Genomic DNA, 14,553 nt, shown 5'->3' on the forward strand with positions numbered 1-14,553 from the left:
GAGCCTTGGCGGCCGAGTTCGAAATCCTGCCAACCCAGCGGGCCGAGATCACGATCAGACTACCAGCAGAAGTCGCGCCGATCGTCTGCGTGTATCAGAGTCCCAGCATAGTGGTGCACGATTGACGCGCCGTCGTCCGCACTCCTGGCCATGGCCGTATGGGCTACAATTTGGGGTGGGGGTGTCTCATATGGATAGTGATTATCATCGATAATCAGATGTTTGGTGAACAAGGCCAATAGACAGGGCGTCGCAGGGTGCCGGCAAATAAGGCAAAGTCCACTCAAGTTTAAGACGTGTCACCTTCCTACAATGCCTTGAGCCACTCATTCACGGCAGCAACGATGGCATTGTCGTCGCCGTACTGCTCGCGGTCGTCCCAGTACCGCTCGATGCAGTTGTGGACCGCCTTAGGCTCGAATAGCCGCCCGAGGCGCCACACTGCGCGCCCGGCGAACGACCACCCCTGTTCCGGATGCTCGACAAGGTAACGCACCGGCCGTGCGTCAGCCGGAATCCCGGTTCGGCGTCGGGCGTCTTGGACGGTGATGGATGCCCCCTCGACCGTCCAGGTCGTTTCCCCGTTGTGGAGACAGAGGTACTGCGACACGAGGTGCTGGAAGCCGGCGCTGTTCGCCGTTTCGACAAGTTCGTACATTTTCATCTTTCGCCTTTCCGCCGTAACGCGACGTAAGGAAGATAACTTCTTCCAGAGGTATTTACTCAAGGCGGCACGAATGTACGGCACACACCTTCTTCGCAAATTCTGGGTCTTGCGCGATCTGGGTCTCGTCCGATGCAAGCGCGACTTCTCGCGTCGTTGGCTCGGCCGCGGAGAGACCTACCTGATGGACTACGAGTTCAGGGATCGCGGTTGGCGGCAAGTGAACGGTGTGACGACGGCACGGCTACGCGAAAATCTCGTCCGTGTTGCCGCGCGTGTGCCCCGCAACGTTGCAGACGAGATCCGCCGGGTGCTCGCGGCGATCGATCGGGACGAGCACGTCGCTGCGACGATGATCGCCTGGGGGGGTAGAAGTTGACGACGGCTCCAGAGCAGCCGGTATGGTTGACGCCTGCTGTGGGCGTGGGCTGAAGCGATCATTGAGCCCTTCCACCCAAACGGTGCAGGAGGCTGACCGGGGATGACGATGAACCGCCGACGCGTGCTGACGTGCCTCTCCGCTCTCGGAATAGCCGCGCCGCTATCGCGCAGCTTTGCCGAAACGCAGCCAACCCAGAACCCGTCCAACACCTACGTGCTCGTGCACGGAGCGTATGGAGGCGGTTGGATCTGGCGCGATGTCGCTTCGGAATTGCGGCGGCAGGGTCATCAGGTCTGGACACCGACGCAGACCGGGCTCGGCGACCGCAGTCATCTCCTATCGCGCGAGATCACGGTCGATACGCATGTTCAGGACGTGGCGAATCTCATCGAGATGGAGGACCTGCACGACATCGTTCTCGTGGGCCACTCCTATGGCGGCATGGCGGTCACCGGGATCGCAGACCGTATGACAGACCGGATCAGTCGGATCGTCTACCTTGATGCGCTGATCCCGGAGAACGGAGACAGCGCGTTCGCGCTCCTGCCCGATGGCATGGCGAATGCGCGGCGCAAGGCGGCTTTCGAACAGGGTGCGGGCGTGGCACTGCCGGTGCCTGGGCCGGATGCATTTCCAATCCCCGCAGGCCCGTCCAAGGATTGGTTCATGCAGCGGCTGCGGCCGCATCCAATCGGCACCTACGAGAGTCCGCTTAGGCTGAGCAAGCCTGCGGGCGCCGGCTTGCCGGTCACCTACGTCGCCTACACAAACCCGGCGCTCGCCTCGATTGAGCCGAGCCGGCAACGGGCTCGATCGAAGGCTGGCTGGCACTACCGGGAGCTTCCGGTGCCGCACGATGTGGAGGTGGCAAACCCCGAGAAAGTCGTTGCGGTGCTCTTGGACAGAGCTTGATCTCTGGGTCTTCGCTGGGACGGCTGGCGAAGGCCCGTACGTGAAAGGGCCCAAGGAGATCCTGTGGACGCGCGACGAGCAGGAGATGCTGCTCGACGTGTTTCTGCACGCAATGGACACAACGTCATCCGCGACCTTGGCCGAAGCTGCCTGAGCCAGTAGTTCGAGGAGTGGACGTAGCCTCAGGCGCCAGCCGCCCGCCGTCAGGCGGGAACGACCTTCACAATAGGAGCCGCAGGTTGAGCGACGAGATCACCCCGAGCCGGAACAGCACCGTCCCGATGGGTGCCGGCGCACAGGTGCTCCAAAAGGTCGGCGTGCTGGGTGCGAAGGCGGCCTTGAGCACCATCCCGTGGGCAGCCTTGGTCTTCGACCTCGGTCAGGCCGCCGTCGATTACGGGAATGCGCGGCTGACGGACCGCCTGCTAGGCGATCTCGGCAAACGCATCGATCGGATGGAAGCCGGAACCCGTGAGCGGCTAAAGGCGGACGAGATCTACCAACTCTCGGCGCAGGCTGCGATCCGGCGGATGCTGACGGAGACCAACCCGCACATGGCCGACGCTCTGGCGAGGGCGGTCGCGGAGTTGGGGGCGTCCAAATTACTTCCGGCCGAGCGGCTGGAAATCGCCCGCGCGCTCGATGTCCTGACCGAACCGTCGCTGCACCTGTTGCAGACCATCTACCGGGCTCAGAACGACCACCTCACCCCTCAGGAGATGGGCTTGGTCGAGGACGACGTGCGCAAGACCTACCACTTCACGAAGCTGATGTACGCCACGATGCCGCTCAGTTCCTGGATAGCCCCCGCGAACGAGCTTGAGCGGGCTGGCATGGTCGTGGCGACGCTCGACGACGGCTGGTACGACCCGGCGGAACAGGCAGCCGCGGAGCCCTTGGGCCTCACCGTCCATCTGCGCGAGATCTACCCGCTGGGCGAGCGCGTCGTCAGGATGTGCTTCGACGATCCCGCGATCCCGGCGTTCGGTCTCTACGCGGCGGAGAAGATAGACCCCGAAAGCCATCGCGTTCGCTGCTAAGCTTGTCGGCGTGAGCCGCGCCCGCATTGATCCCAGCACCCTGTCGGACCTCGTCGTGTATGCCGATGAGAGGGGTGACCACGGCCTCCACGATCGACGCGGGCTACCCCATCTTCGCGCTCGCCTTCATCGTCATGACCCGTGATGAGTACGTTGGTACGGTGACGCCTGCCCTCCAGCGGCTCAAGTTCGCCTACTGGGGCCATGATCAGGTCGTGTTTCACGAGCGCGACATCCGGAAGAAGATCGGTACCTTCGCGATGCTGAAGCCAAGGATCTCCAGCGGCCCTTGGCCGATGATGCCCTGGTCGTCGTAGCCCGTGGCACTCGCCGGGACGGTCCCGCCGACGATAGAGATTAGGTGCCAATCTAGCTTTTAGCTGCGTCATCCCTCGGTCGATCTGTTCCACGCCGCGCGCTATTTTCAGATCTGGTCAATCGCCTCGAAGGGGATGCCGAGAACCGATGCCCCAGTGCATATTCTGCGATGCCGAGATGGCGCCCGACACCAAGCCGGAGCACATCTTGCTGGACGCGTTCGGGGGCCGGAAGACCACGAGGAAAATCGTCTGCTCTGCCTGCAACTCAGCGTTCGGCAGAACGACCGACGACGCACTCGCTAAGCAGACCCTTCATATTCGCAACCTGTTTCAACTTCGGTCGGGCTCGGGCGGCGAGGCGCCGATGCTGCGGAGCGTTGAGGCAGGTGACGACAAGATCAACATCAAGGGCGACGGCACGATGCGGCTCGTACTCAAGCCGTTCGAAATCACCTACGGGGATGACGGCAAGGCCAACGTCCAGTTCAACGTCAACACGCTTGAGGAGGTATTCCGGCACATCCCGAACGTAGCCGCCGCTCTCAAGCTCCCTGAGGAGCAGGTGCGCGAGCAGATCCTGAGTACGACCGCTCGATCTATTGAGCGACGCCCCGACGTGGCGAACTTCACCTACGAATTCGGTGGCCCGGACGCGCTCCGGTCGATGGCCAAGGCTTGCTTGGTGCTCTGGGCGACGCATGTTGGCAGCGACGAGGTGAGGCGAGCGCCCTACAATAAGGTCCGGAGTTTTGTGCTTCGAGGCTCCGACGACTTCGCGCGCGATTACCGCTTGCTCGACTCCCGAGAGATCTATGACAGTGCGGAGGTGATGCGGCGGTACGGTCCCATCTTCAATGCGATCTACGTCTCAAGCGATGCCAACGGCCGCGTTGTCGGCCACTACACGCTCTACAACCTTCTGGGCTTCCGCATCGTCCTTGCTGAGAGCGGTGGCACACCCTCGCGGCAGACGGGCCTTATCTCGAACCCCCTCGAACCAGCAGTCTGGACTGATAAGGCGGCCGAGGAACTGCCAATCCCGTTCGCGTGGCTCGACGCGCCCGAATACCCTGACGACCTGCACATGGCTCGCGAGCGTATCAACGACATGGGCCGTCTCTATGAGAGGCTGATGACGCCGAAGCAATTCAGCCGGATCACCGATGCTGTGATCGCGAAGCACGGCATCGTCAGCGGCAGCGCCTCGGCAACTCAGGAGGTGAAGGATCAGATCATCAGGGAAGTGGCGGGCCGCCTTGCGGCACACCAACTTGATCTGCCGCACGAGGAGACCGTTTCCGCGGAGGAGATGCGCGCGCTCTGGACGGCGTGGGCCGAGAAGCGAGGTCGCTGAGCTTCGAGAGGCGATCGGCTTCTGGGTCGGCGCTCATCCCTGGACCGGGAAGTTCATGATGACGGCGGTCATCACCATCGTGCGGCGCAGGCTGGGCGTGGTGGCCTCGTCCTTCAGGTAGGCGGCCATCGCCGGCTCGATCTCCTCGTTCGTCAACCTTGGGCTTGCGGCGCAGGTCGCCGACGCTGAGGATCTCTTTGGCCAAGCCTCGAAACTATCGACGCGCCTCTTCGTCCGCCACCGCCTCGACGGCAGCGATCACGTTCTCAAGCTCAACGGCTTGAGGCAGGGCGCTACCGGCGGCTATCCCGTCGTGCCCGATCATCGCCAGGATGTAGATCGCGATAGGGTGGAGCTTCGTCACGGGTTGAGCAGGAACGCCGCCAGCACATTGCCGCGGGCGACTACGAGTCTGCGAGCGTCGCGTGTTGTGCCTTCCCGTGGATCAAAGGTCCCGACGAACAGGCCCCGCGCATCCCGGGCAACGATCTTGCCGGTGAAGCGCTGCTCCTCCAGCCGGCCAACGATGACGCCGCGTCGATCCCGCAGGATCTGGACGGGGGCGGGTTGATGGTGCGCCGTGTCCAGTTAGCTGGTCAGGTCACAGTGATTGGGAGCCCCAGCGGCGAGGCTGGGGAGGGCCAATCAATCCGCAAGCTTCAGCCGAAGTGAAATTCGCGCTTGAGGATCTCGAACAGTTCGAGGGCCCCTTCGCGATCGAGTTGTAGCGTCTGGCTCTTCTTGCCGGGCATCTCTCGCTCGGCCCGGCCATAGCTGTCGATCTGAAGGAGGACGCGGCCGTCACGCTCGAACACGCTGTAGGTCGCGTCGATCTCATCGTGGAGCGCGTTGCGGTCCATCTCCTTGCGCTCGAAGTGCCGGATCAGCGCCATCACCATCCCCGCCAACTAGCCGTGCGTGACCACTCACGGCTCCGGTAGGCGTCATTATCACAGCCCAGGACGGCCACAGCAAGGACCGTCATGCTCGTATGAATAATTTTTTCATTTTGCCTCTTGTGGGCGCGCAGGACTCGAGTATGTTGCTTTATGAATTTGTGATTCATGAGGTCGCCGAATGCCCCCGTTCGCTAAGGACGAGATGCTCACGGAACTCCGGACCATCCTGCTCTACGAGGCAGACCACATCCGGGCGGCCGCGAATGACGAGATCGCCGCCGAGTTCATCGGGTTTTCGAGATGGACCACCGATGACAGCATCTTAGAAGGCGAGGGCGAACAAAGTTCAGATTTTGAGTATGAGGAAGAAGAATACAGCGCTATGGATCCGCAGAAAGTAGATTTAGAAAGATTTTCTATCACCAGGACGTTGATAAAATGCTTCGAATTTGCCTTTAGCCCAAGCTTGTCTCACGAATTATACGACACGAATATAAAGCAGATTACATTCTTCACGCAGGGTATCCCGCGCGTCGGCACGTTTGGTGAGACACGTCCATTCATGACGCCGGATGGTTGCTGTCAGATCGTATCTGAGGTCGCGGCAGCACGCTGGCGCCTGGAGGTCGAGGAGGAGGGAACCTTCACGGCACGTGAACTGGCGCTGTTGGCCAATATGACGGAAGGGGCCGTGCGCAACGCCATGACCGGCAAGGGCGAGGGTAGCCTCAAGACGGTTCCCGGCAAGAAGCCTATGCAGGTTGAGTGGGCTGAAGCCGAGCGTTGGCTCAAAGGTCGGCGCGGCTTCGTGCGAACTCCGGCTCGTCCGAGCCAAGATCAGGTTTTGAGAGATCGGCTCAAGGCCATCAAAACGGCCCAGGAACTCGGCGCCCTAATCTGGCTGCATAGCGATCTGCTCGAAGCCCCTGGCCCACACAGCGACTTCATCGAGCGTACTCCCGCCAAGGTGGATCGGAGCGCGGGAGGTGCTGCATCTCTGAACTGGTCCCACGAGGAGGTCATGGCATGGAAGCTGGGCACGTTCACGTTCGATGCGGCGAAGGCACAGGCCCTCGCGCAGGCTCTGGACTTCGACGTGCCGGATTTCGTCGGCAAAGCGCTTGAAGTCTCCCTGCGCCGTGATGCGAGCGGGGGGGATCAGCGGTGAGCTATCTCGGCGGACACACCTTCTTCCGTCTTGAAGGCGATCCCACCGGCACTTGGCTGGACCGCCACGTTCGACATCGTCCGCAACGGGAGCCGGTGAGCGGGCTTCCGACCGGCCCCTCCGAGCAGGTCCTCCGCGAGATCGCGCAGATGGACCGGGAAGTCACCGCCAAGCTCGCGGCTCGCCGCTTCGAACAGCGTTCGCCCGCGCGGCGGCCGATGAAGCATCTCGCCAGGAGGCCCGCATGATCGCGAGAACGATGACCATTCACGCTCAGGAACGCCTCCAGCAGCGGGCGATCCCGCCCCTCGTGATCGAGCTTCTGGAGGAATTCGGATCCCCGGAGCGCTGCGGTCAGGCCGAGCGCCTGATCTTCGACAAGGCCGCCAAGCGCCGCCTTGCGCGCCACCTCGGCGGCGAGCGTGGCCTGCGCATGGTCGAACCCTGGCTCCACGTTTACGCGGTCCTTGCCGACGATGGGCACCTCGTTACCGCAGCCCATCGGCGCCGCCGTCACCGGAGGTCGTGACAAGGTCCAACACCGAGGTGTGAGATCTCCAACTTATTACTGATATCAGAAGACAGATTTCTGACACTTGACGTGTGTGGAAACGCTGCTACGTTCCTGACATCCGATGCATCACATCGGATGTCAGGAGCAAGAAGCATGAGCGCTACCACCCTCTCCGAACTTAAGGCTCTCGCCGAGGACGCCCGCGCCCTGGAGGACGCCGCTCGCAAGCACGCAGAGCGCGCCGAGCGTCTCATCCAGATTGTCGAGCGGGAGACCACGAAATCCGGTGACGCCGCTCTCAAGCGCGAGGATGGGCGCCTGACCGAGGCGGGCATCGCCGCCGTCAACGCCGCCTTCGCTTCAGGAGCCACTGTCACTGAGGTCGCCAAGCAATTCGACATTCATGTCTCGGCCGCCTCGAACCGTCGCACGATCTGGCTCGGCAAGCATGGCGGGGCACAAGCCCTGAAGGCGATGAAGGAGGGCGCGCGGCCCCGCGCTCTGGAAGCCATGAAGAACCCGAAGGCGTGATCCGCCCTCCTGTCTCCTCATCCGCCACGGAGCCAACTCTATGTCCATCGATCTGAAGACCTGCTCGACCACCGGCCTGACCACGATTATGAGCAACGCCCGCCGGAAGGGCGGCCCGGAGGCGCAGGCAGCCCGCCTCGCCGCGGCCCTGGAGCTTCAAGACCGGGAGCGGCGCACGCACGCTGACCCAGTCGCCGGGGCCTGCCTGGGGACGATCCTACTGATGGACCAGTGCAGACTGGAGGAGACCGGACAAGGCCGGAAGTCGAACCGCAGCCGTCAGGCGATCCGTAACCACGGCGAGATCGGGTTCATGACCTTGGTCGCCCGCGGCCAAAGCGCGGGCTCGGGCTTCGAGCTTCTGCTCGCGGGCGGCCTGGGCGTCTGCACCATTGAGTATCTGGTGGTGGCGCATTTCGACCGCTTCCCAGACGACGCCGTCGAGGCCGCCAAGGCGCGCCTTAATGCCCACGGCATCCCACTCCCGAATGGATGCATTACGGATACGCAGCTTCTATCGACGCTTTGATCAATGGGATTAGTTCTCGAATGCGCATCGGGACGTGGAACGTCGAGTACGCGGCTACCCGTGAGAAGAATGTTCGACGCCTTGCCCTGCTTGAGGAACAGGACTGCGACGTGTGGGTACTCACGGAAACCCACGACGACCTCGACCTGTCGATGCAGCATGCGGCTGTCCGCAGCGCGCAGCGTCCGACTGGACGGAACGGCGGCCGCTGGGTGACGATCTGGACTCGCTTTCCGATCGTAAGAACCATCCCGCTGATTGATCCACGGCGCACTGTTGCCGCCCTAATCGGTGCTCCGACTGGCCCGCTGCTCGTCTACGGCACGGTGATGCCATGGGCGAGCGACCGTGGCGACAACACGTCTGACGAGCCCGTTAGGAACTGGTCCGAGCACCACCGGATCGTTGTCCAACAGGGTGAGGAATGGGCTGATCTGCGCTGCCAGTATCCGAACATCGACCTGTGCGTCGCGGGCGATCTCAACATGAACCTCGGCGGTCCGCACTACTACGGCACCACACAGGGCCGCCGCCTACTACGCGCGGCTATGGCCGAATCCGATCTGTTCTGCGCCACTGCGACGGAGCGCATCCCGCCCGGCGCCCTGTCGCACCCACCCATCGATCACGTACTACTGCCAATGGTGTGGGAAAGTCGCTCAACAGTTGCAAGCACCTGGGAGGGGCGCGTCGGAACAGGACCTCGCCTGAGCGATCACAGCGGTTTGGCCGTGGCAGTCACGCTGTAGATCGTGCACCAAAGGGCGCGGCCATGTTGCTCCTCTGGCTGGCCTGTCCTGACGCCGCGCCGATTGCGCAGGATCTGGACGAGTGCGGGTTGACGGCGCGCCGTGTCCATCAGGCGGCCACCTCGGCCTCGAATGCTTCCAGCAGTTCATCGGCTTCGTCGACGGCTTGCGGGTGCAGGGCGTCTTCGAGGGCGGCGTAGCGATAGATGCCCAGGAGATTAGCGAGGCTTTTCGAATATGGTCCACCGATCGCCGGCCCGGGGATGATCGCGCCCAGGGCTTGCAGGCGCATCAGGACATCACGAAGGGCTTCCTTAGACGGACGCCTATTTTTGGCGCCGCTGACTTCGGAGACCGTCCAGCGGCCGTCGGAGATCGGCGTGAGCGACGCCGCGAAGACCATCTCGGATCCGTCTTCCGTCCGATGGGTCACCTCGACGACAACAAGTAGCCCGAGGGCGACTTCGCCGATCTTCGTCGCCGCACAATTGCGCAGCTTGGTGCCAATCTCGCGGTAATCCGCAGCGGTCCGAAGCGGCCTGACGCCTTCAGCCGCAGGGATTGGCGTCGGCAGTCGATCCGCACTGTCGAGGGCCTTCTTGGCGAATGCTTCCAGGACACCGAGGCTCTTGAACGACTGCCGCATTGCCGTAACGAGTGATCGCTCGTCCACCGAGGTGTGGGAATCCCGGATGAGCCTGATCATCGAGTTCGCCGCTTCAACCCGTTGCGGCGTCCCGGTGACGGCGAGGATCTCAGGCCAGAGCAGCAGCGGATCCAGCGTCGTGGCCGCGTCGATGGTGCTCGACTTCAACTTTTCGCAGTACCGCAGCGCCTGCGCCCTTCGACTGTTTCGCTGGCCGACGAGGATGTCGAACAGACGACGGTACGTGGCCGGGTCATTGAACGGCTGGAACCCGGGCTCATCAGCGCGCGTCTCCTGGACTTTCGCGAGCGCTCGCAGGAACCCAGTGGGTACGTTGTCGGGATCAAGGTCATAGGCGGCCCCGATAATCTGACGGGCACGTCTCAGGCGGAGCGCGAGCCCGATGCCTTCGGCGCCATCCACTTGGATGTCGAGCCGCTTTAGGAAGGCACCGGGCACATCAAGATCGACGGCGGCGAGTAGGACGAACGCAGCCTGCCTCGTGAGCACGCCCGCGAACGTCAGGTCGGCGACGAGGCCACGAGCACCGCTCCGATCAAGCCGGGCGAGTGCTGCCAGCGGCCAACCGGTGATCGGCACTGATGTGCGGTCGGGATCGGTGTCGTGATCAATGCGGCTGTCATCGAGGTGAACGGCCATGACACGCTCCATGGAGAGCGTCGCCGTGGTCACCGCAGGTAGCGCCTGCGTACCCGTCTCGACGGTTGTGTTTGCTGCTTAATATATAGCACTGATCTGAGAAACGGCTACATCTTACAGTGAGATAGCTGCTGCCGAGCCCCTTCGGGCTCTCCATTGTTCATCGAACCGAGCCGAATTTTGGCTTGTACAAAGCCGGCGGCGTGTTCTGATGGGTGGATGGGCATACGTTCACCAACCTCGTCTGACGTGGATGGCGCGGCGATCTTAAGTGGGATTTGGTCCCGGAATGCTCTTCGGCGTGAGGCGAGATTGCCGCTCTGGCCGGTTCGAGAGACGTTCGAGCGCGAACTGAGGGCAGCGCGCTGGCAAGCCCACATCGGAGCGAACTACGAAGCGACTCGAACTCGGGTACTCGGTGAGCTTCGGGCTCGTCATGGAGAAGGCTTCGGGCTCTCGGCGGGTGGACGCTGGGTCATCGAGGCTTTGACCTCGCAGGCGTTGCGCGCTTCGTTCCGGCCACTGTGAAACGCTGTCCTGGCTTAGCGACCAGCGCCGCACGTCATGCGTGGGGATGCCAGCTTGTCCTTCGACGCGGCGTTGTGGAAGAAGCGGACCTATGGCCAAGATCGAGCCTCTGCCCGCATGGTCGCTTCTAGCTCGGTCTAGCGTGACCGAACTTCTCGCACGACCGGACGGCGGTCCACCCTCGGTGATCCGGCTCGGTTTGGGCCTCGATGCGATCAGCACTTCCAAGATGCCGTTGCTGGTGACGCTGAGGCTCATGCTCGTTCGAGCCCAGGCGACCGGCGGGCTGACGCTGACCGCCACCCATGCCGTATCCCGCGCCGATACGCGTGCCCTGTTCGATGCGCTCGACTGGCCGGACTACGACAAGGCCCAGGTGCTGGCAGCCAACAAGGTACTTAACGAGGCCGACGTAATGCCGGTCGAGACCACCCGCCTCATCGCGCAGGCGGCAAAGTTCCTCCGCCGTCGCGAACGCAAGCTGCTCACGACGAAGGTCGGGAAAGATTTGGCGGTAGAGAACCATGCCCTCGAACTCTTCCAGCGGCTGTTCGCTCTGGTGTTCTGGCGGATCGACCTCGGCTCGCTTGACCGCGTGCCGATCGACCGCTGGCCACAGGATCACGTCGGGCTCGTGCTCTGGTGCTTGTCGGTCGCAGCGCGCGAGTGGAGCAGCATCGGAGGCCTGCTGCCGGTCTGCACGGTGATCGATGCGGCGGCGGAAGCGGCCGCACCTGACTTTCTAGCCTTCGCGTTCGAATGCCGGATCCTGCGGCCACTCACGTGGTTCGGCCTCCTGGAGACACGCCGGGTCGGCGAGCCGGGATCGTTTTCGTGGCGCTATGTGCGCGAGTACCGCACGACCTCGCTGTTCGACCGGGCGCTCACATTCGAGGTCGAAATCGCGCAGCCGAGCGGACTGAGGCACTGAAAGTTGGCGTTCAAGCCGTGCACGTCTCGGCGCATGGACCGTCACTTGCGGCACGCATCGCGATTGCGGCCTCGACCACCGCGATATCGTCTTCCAGTATGGTCCGCAGGCGCACGAGCACATCGCGCTGGTGCTGATGAAGTGCCGGCGTCGCGAGTCGCTCGTCGATCGCGTTGAGCAGATCGAAAGTGTCCGCTTCCGACATCACCCACGGCTGGCGCCGCATCGCCAATCTCCTGCTTAGCTCACGACGGCGAGGAGATGAGGTAGTCGATCTAGGCGCGCAAGGGCGACGAATTGAAGTTCGTGTCGATGCCGAAGCTAGCCAGGACCGAGAGCGAGCGCCATGCTCCCTCCGCTTCGAGGCGCCCGGTCAGGCGGGCGAGGCGTGCCGATCAGCGCGGTCCGCCTTTCGAACCAGCCACTCGGCAAGCTTGGTGTACCGCCTTCGCGAACCACCGCGTACAGCCATGCCGATCGCCTTGCGCTGACCGATCAGCACCACCAGCCGCTTGCCTCGCGTCACTCCCGTGTAGAGGAGGTTGCGCGCCAGCATCGTAAAGTGCTGGGTCACGATCGGGATCACCACCGCCGGGTACTCGGAGCCCTGGCTCTTGTGGATGGTGGTCGCGAACGCGGGCACCAGCGTGTCGAGTTCGCCAAACGGGTAGATCACCTCCCGGCCATCGAAATTCACGATGAGCGCGCCTTCCTCGTCGTCGATGCGCGCTACCATGCCGAGATCGCCGTTGAAGACCTCCCGATCGTAGTCGTTCTGCGTTTCCATCACCCTGTCGCCGGGCGCGAACCGCCACCCGAACCGCTCGACCTGTTGGGGTGGGTTCGGATTGAGCACGGACTGGAGTTCGTGGTTGAGGTTGCGCGCGCCGAGCGAGCCGCGCTGCATCGGGGTGAGCACCTGCACGTCTTTGACGGGATCGAGCCCGAACGAGCGCGGGATACGGCGGGTCACGACTTCGATCAGTTTGGCCACCCCGACCTCCGGATCGTCGATCTCGATCAAGTAGAAGTCGGCCTTCTCGCCCGACTGAGGTCGCTCGGGCATCTGTCCGGCGTTGATGCGGTGGGCATTGACGACGATCCGGCTCTCGGCAGCCTGCCGGAACACCTCTGTCAGCCGCGCCACGGGCACGGCGCCGGAGGCGATCACGTCGGCAAGCACCTGCCCCGGTCCGACCGAGGGAAGCTGATCGACATCGCCGACCAACAGCAGCCCCGCGTGCTCCGGCACTGCCTTGGTCAAGGCGTTCATCAGCGGCACGTCGATCATCGAGCACTCGTCGAGAACGAGCAGGTCGCAGGCCAGCGGACTCTCCTCATTGCGCGAGAAGCCGCCGTGCTTGGGGTCGATCTCCAAGAGGCGGTGGATCGTCTTGGCCTCCAAGCCGGTCTGCTCGGTCATGCGCTTGGCCGCCCGGCCGGTGGGCGCGGCGAGCAGCACCCGCACGCCCTTGGCGCCCAGGATGCGCAGTAGGCTGTCGAGGGTCGAGGTCTTGCCCACGCCCGGGCCGCCGGTCATCACGCCGAGCTTGGAGGCCAGCAAAACCTGGATCGCTTCCGCCTGGGACGGCGAGAGCGTCTTACCCGTCTTGGCCTCGACCCACGGCCGCGCCTTGTCGAAGGCGATGGTGGGCCAGGGCGGCGATCCGGAAGTACGTCCCAGCAGGCGCTCCGCGATGCCGCGTTCGGCTGCATGAAGCCCGCGAAGGAAGACGCAGTCTTCGCCATTCACCGTGTCTGCGATCACGTCCTCGGCGCGGGCGAGTTCCTCGACAATTGCAGACCGGATCAGCGCGGGCTCGACCTCCAACAGCTTCTGCGCCAACGTCGCCAGCCGCTCGATCGGCAAGGCGCAGTGACCTTCGTCGGTGGCCGTCTGCAATGCGAATGAGACGCCCGCCCGGAGCCGCTGGGGTGCCTCCTTCGTCAATCCGAGCTTCATCGCGATGGCGTCTGCCGTCTTGAAGCCGATGCCGCGGATGTCCCGGGCCAGCCGATAGGGGTCCTCGGTCATCACCCGGATCGCGTCATGCTGGTAGGTTTTGAAGATTCGCACCGCCCGAGCCGTCCCGACGCCGTGGGCGTGAAGAAACAGCATGATCTCGCGCACGGCCTTCTGCTCGGCCCAGCCGGAGACAATACGTGCGGCGCGCTTCGGTCCGATGCCGCCCACCTCGGTCAAGCGGTCCGGCTCGGCCTCGATAATCTCGAAGGTGCCCTCGCCGAAGAGCGCGACAATCCGCTTGGCCATGGCGGGTCCGATGCCGCGCATGTAGCCGGAAGCCAAATACTTCTCGATGCCGTCCACCCCGGTGGGTGGGGTGACCTTCAGCGTGTCGGCCTTGAACTGGAGCCCGTGCTGTCGATCGGTGAACCAGATCCCGGTCGCCGTGATCCACTCGCCCGCGCCGATCGCAGGAGCGTGGCCGATGACAGGCACGAGGTCGCGCTTGCCCCGCGCCTGGACCTTAAGCACGCAGAAGCCCGTCTCGGCGTTGTGGAAGGTGACGCGCTCGATCGTCCCGGCGAGGGCCTCGACGGGCTGGCCTCGTTCAGACTCCTGAGATCTGGTTCGCTGCCCCACGCCCGGTCCCGTTTCGCGTCCCCAGCCGTTCGATGACCCTCTGCATAGCGACAGCAGTGAGGCAATTCGACCGTTACAGAGAAGCCTCGCCGGACCTCCAAAAGCCCCGAGCGAGCCAACT

At 63.5% G+C, this 14,553-nt stretch carries 18 protein-coding genes; 12 read left to right on the plus strand and 6 right to left on the minus strand.

Features of this window, described 5'->3' with window-relative positions:
- Positions 1 to 307: 307 nt before the first annotated feature.
- A complete protein-coding gene (locus tag JOE48_RS13880; RefSeq protein WP_210030565.1) occupies positions 308 to 664 on the minus strand; it encodes a hypothetical protein in 357 nt (118 codons plus the stop codon).
- 184 nt (positions 665 to 848) lie between these two features.
- On the opposite strand from JOE48_RS13880, the gene JOE48_RS13885 reads away from it, so the two are divergent.
- From JOE48_RS13885 to JOE48_RS13905, 5 genes are all read left to right on the plus strand, one after another.
- Positions 849 to 1,043, plus strand: a complete 195-nt coding sequence (locus tag JOE48_RS13885; RefSeq protein WP_210030567.1) for a hypothetical protein — start codon at positions 849 to 851, stop codon at positions 1,041 to 1,043.
- 102 nt (positions 1,044 to 1,145) lie between these two features.
- Positions 1,146 to 1,958: an alpha/beta fold hydrolase gene (locus JOE48_RS13890; protein WP_245252823.1), complete on the plus strand. Its 813-nt coding sequence runs from the start codon at positions 1,146 to 1,148 to the stop codon at positions 1,956 to 1,958.
- Between the two features lie 239 nt (positions 1,959 to 2,197).
- Entirely contained in the window at positions 2,198 to 2,998 is an 801-nt protein-coding gene (locus tag JOE48_RS13895) for a hypothetical protein (protein ID WP_210030569.1), read from the plus strand.
- Positions 2,999 to 3,057: 59 nt separating this feature from the next.
- Positions 3,058 to 3,315: a hypothetical protein gene (locus tag JOE48_RS13900; RefSeq protein ID WP_210030571.1), complete on the plus strand. Its 258-nt coding sequence runs from the start codon at positions 3,058 to 3,060 to the stop codon at positions 3,313 to 3,315.
- A gap of 148 nt (positions 3,316 to 3,463) precedes the next feature.
- Positions 3,464 to 4,672 carry an HNH endonuclease gene (locus JOE48_RS13905; protein WP_280921315.1) on the plus strand — a complete coding sequence of 403 codons (1,209 nt, stop codon included), beginning with the start codon at positions 3,464 to 3,466 and terminating at the stop codon, positions 4,670 to 4,672.
- A gap of 214 nt (positions 4,673 to 4,886) precedes the next feature.
- Here the strand turns inward: JOE48_RS13905 and JOE48_RS13910 are convergent, their stop codons facing one another.
- Together JOE48_RS13910 and JOE48_RS13915 are read right to left on the minus strand one after the other, a co-directional pair.
- The gene (locus tag JOE48_RS13910) at positions 4,887 to 5,036 is read right to left on the minus strand and encodes a hypothetical protein (RefSeq protein WP_210030574.1); all 150 of its coding nucleotides are present in this window, start codon (positions 5,034 to 5,036) and stop codon (positions 4,887 to 4,889) included.
- 295 nt (positions 5,037 to 5,331) lie between these two features.
- Positions 5,332 to 5,565: a methionyl-tRNA formyltransferase gene (locus tag JOE48_RS13915; protein WP_210030576.1), complete on the minus strand. Its 234-nt coding sequence runs from the start codon at positions 5,563 to 5,565 to the stop codon at positions 5,332 to 5,334.
- Between the two features lie 208 nt (positions 5,566 to 5,773).
- Here JOE48_RS13915 and JOE48_RS13920 point away from each other — a divergent pair, with 208 nt between their 5' ends.
- The 6 genes from JOE48_RS13920 to JOE48_RS13945 all read left to right on the plus strand — a co-directional run bounded on the left by JOE48_RS13920 (position 5,774) and on the right by JOE48_RS13945 (position 9,062).
- Positions 5,774 to 6,739, plus strand: a complete 966-nt coding sequence (locus JOE48_RS13920) for a hypothetical protein (RefSeq protein ID WP_210030579.1) — start codon at positions 5,774 to 5,776, stop codon at positions 6,737 to 6,739.
- Positions 6,736 to 6,987: a hypothetical protein gene (locus JOE48_RS13925; RefSeq protein WP_210030583.1), complete on the plus strand. Its 252-nt coding sequence runs from the start codon at positions 6,736 to 6,738 to the stop codon at positions 6,985 to 6,987. The genes JOE48_RS13920 and JOE48_RS13925 overlap by 4 nt, the downstream gene beginning before the upstream one ends.
- Entirely contained in the window at positions 6,984 to 7,268 is a 285-nt protein-coding gene (locus tag JOE48_RS13930; RefSeq protein WP_210030585.1) for a hypothetical protein, read from the plus strand. The genes JOE48_RS13925 and JOE48_RS13930 overlap by 4 nt, the downstream gene beginning before the upstream one ends.
- A 138-nt stretch (positions 7,269 to 7,406) precedes the next feature.
- Complete coding sequence (locus tag JOE48_RS13935; protein WP_210030588.1) at positions 7,407 to 7,784, plus strand: hypothetical protein; 378 nt, start codon at positions 7,407 to 7,409, stop codon at positions 7,782 to 7,784.
- A gap of 40 nt (positions 7,785 to 7,824) precedes the next feature.
- Positions 7,825 to 8,313 (plus strand): hypothetical protein, encoded by a 489-nt coding sequence (locus tag JOE48_RS13940; RefSeq protein ID WP_210030590.1) that lies wholly within the window; start codon positions 7,825 to 7,827, stop codon positions 8,311 to 8,313.
- A gap of 20 nt (positions 8,314 to 8,333) precedes the next feature.
- The gene (locus tag JOE48_RS13945; protein ID WP_210030592.1) at positions 8,334 to 9,062 is read left to right on the plus strand and encodes an endonuclease/exonuclease/phosphatase family protein; all 729 of its coding nucleotides are present in this window, start codon (positions 8,334 to 8,336) and stop codon (positions 9,060 to 9,062) included.
- Between the two features lie 109 nt (positions 9,063 to 9,171).
- On the opposite strand, the gene JOE48_RS13950 is transcribed toward JOE48_RS13945, so the two are convergent.
- Positions 9,172 to 10,368: a hypothetical protein gene (locus tag JOE48_RS13950; protein WP_210030594.1), complete on the minus strand. Its 1,197-nt coding sequence runs from the start codon at positions 10,366 to 10,368 to the stop codon at positions 9,172 to 9,174.
- Positions 10,369 to 10,987: 619 nt separating this feature from the next.
- On the opposite strand from JOE48_RS13950, the gene JOE48_RS13955 reads away from it, so the two are divergent.
- A complete protein-coding gene (locus JOE48_RS13955) occupies positions 10,988 to 11,827 on the plus strand; it encodes a hypothetical protein (RefSeq protein WP_210030596.1) in 840 nt (279 codons plus the stop codon).
- A gap of 10 nt (positions 11,828 to 11,837) precedes the next feature.
- Here the strand turns inward: JOE48_RS13955 and JOE48_RS13960 are convergent, their stop codons facing one another.
- Together JOE48_RS13960 and JOE48_RS13965 are read right to left on the minus strand one after the other, a co-directional pair.
- On the minus strand, positions 11,838 to 12,053 hold the full coding sequence (locus JOE48_RS13960; RefSeq protein ID WP_210030598.1) for a hypothetical protein: 216 nt from the start codon (positions 12,051 to 12,053) through the stop codon (positions 11,838 to 11,840).
- Between the two features lie 147 nt (positions 12,054 to 12,200).
- On the minus strand, positions 12,201 to 14,432 hold the full coding sequence (locus JOE48_RS13965) for an ATP-dependent RecD-like DNA helicase (RefSeq protein ID WP_210030599.1): 2,232 nt from the start codon (positions 14,430 to 14,432) through the stop codon (positions 12,201 to 12,203).
- Between the last annotated feature and the right edge of the window lie 121 nt (positions 14,433 to 14,553).

Source organism: Methylobacterium sp. PvR107 (assembly GCF_017833295.1).
Classification (GTDB): Bacteria; Pseudomonadota; Alphaproteobacteria; order Rhizobiales; family Beijerinckiaceae; genus Methylobacterium.

What these genes read in the sequence shown, in the direction of transcription:
- JOE48_RS13880 (WP_210030565.1), bottom strand. Translation starts at nt 664, where the DNA reads ATGAAAATGTACGAACTTGTCGAAACGGCGAACAGCGCCGGCTTCCAG.
- JOE48_RS13885 (WP_210030567.1), top strand. Translation starts at nt 849, where the DNA reads ATGGACTACGAGTTCAGGGATCGCGGTTGGCGGCAAGTGAACGGTGTG.
- JOE48_RS13890 (WP_245252823.1), top strand. Translation starts at nt 1,146, where the DNA reads ATGACGATGAACCGCCGACGCGTGCTGACGTGCCTCTCCGCTCTCGGA.
- JOE48_RS13900 (WP_210030571.1), top strand. Translation starts at nt 3,058, where the DNA reads ATGCCGATGAGAGGGGTGACCACGGCCTCCACGATCGACGCGGGCTAC.
- JOE48_RS13905 (WP_280921315.1), top strand. Translation starts at nt 3,464, where the DNA reads ATGCCCCAGTGCATATTCTGCGATGCCGAGATGGCGCCCGACACCAAG.
- JOE48_RS13915 (WP_210030576.1), bottom strand. Translation starts at nt 5,565, where the DNA reads ATGGCGCTGATCCGGCACTTCGAGCGCAAGGAGATGGACCGCAACGCG.
- JOE48_RS13920 (WP_210030579.1), top strand. Translation starts at nt 5,774, where the DNA reads ATGCTCACGGAACTCCGGACCATCCTGCTCTACGAGGCAGACCACATC.
- JOE48_RS13930 (WP_210030585.1), top strand. Translation starts at nt 6,984, where the DNA reads ATGATCGCGAGAACGATGACCATTCACGCTCAGGAACGCCTCCAGCAG.
- JOE48_RS13935 (WP_210030588.1), top strand. Translation starts at nt 7,407, where the DNA reads ATGAGCGCTACCACCCTCTCCGAACTTAAGGCTCTCGCCGAGGACGCC.
- JOE48_RS13940 (WP_210030590.1), top strand. Translation starts at nt 7,825, where the DNA reads ATGTCCATCGATCTGAAGACCTGCTCGACCACCGGCCTGACCACGATT.
- JOE48_RS13945 (WP_210030592.1), top strand. Translation starts at nt 8,334, where the DNA reads ATGCGCATCGGGACGTGGAACGTCGAGTACGCGGCTACCCGTGAGAAG.
- JOE48_RS13950 (WP_210030594.1), bottom strand. Translation starts at nt 10,368, where the DNA reads ATGGCCGTTCACCTCGATGACAGCCGCATTGATCACGACACCGATCCC.
- JOE48_RS13955 (WP_210030596.1), top strand. Translation starts at nt 10,988, where the DNA reads ATGGCCAAGATCGAGCCTCTGCCCGCATGGTCGCTTCTAGCTCGGTCT.
- JOE48_RS13960 (WP_210030598.1), bottom strand. Translation starts at nt 12,053, where the DNA reads ATGCGGCGCCAGCCGTGGGTGATGTCGGAAGCGGACACTTTCGATCTG.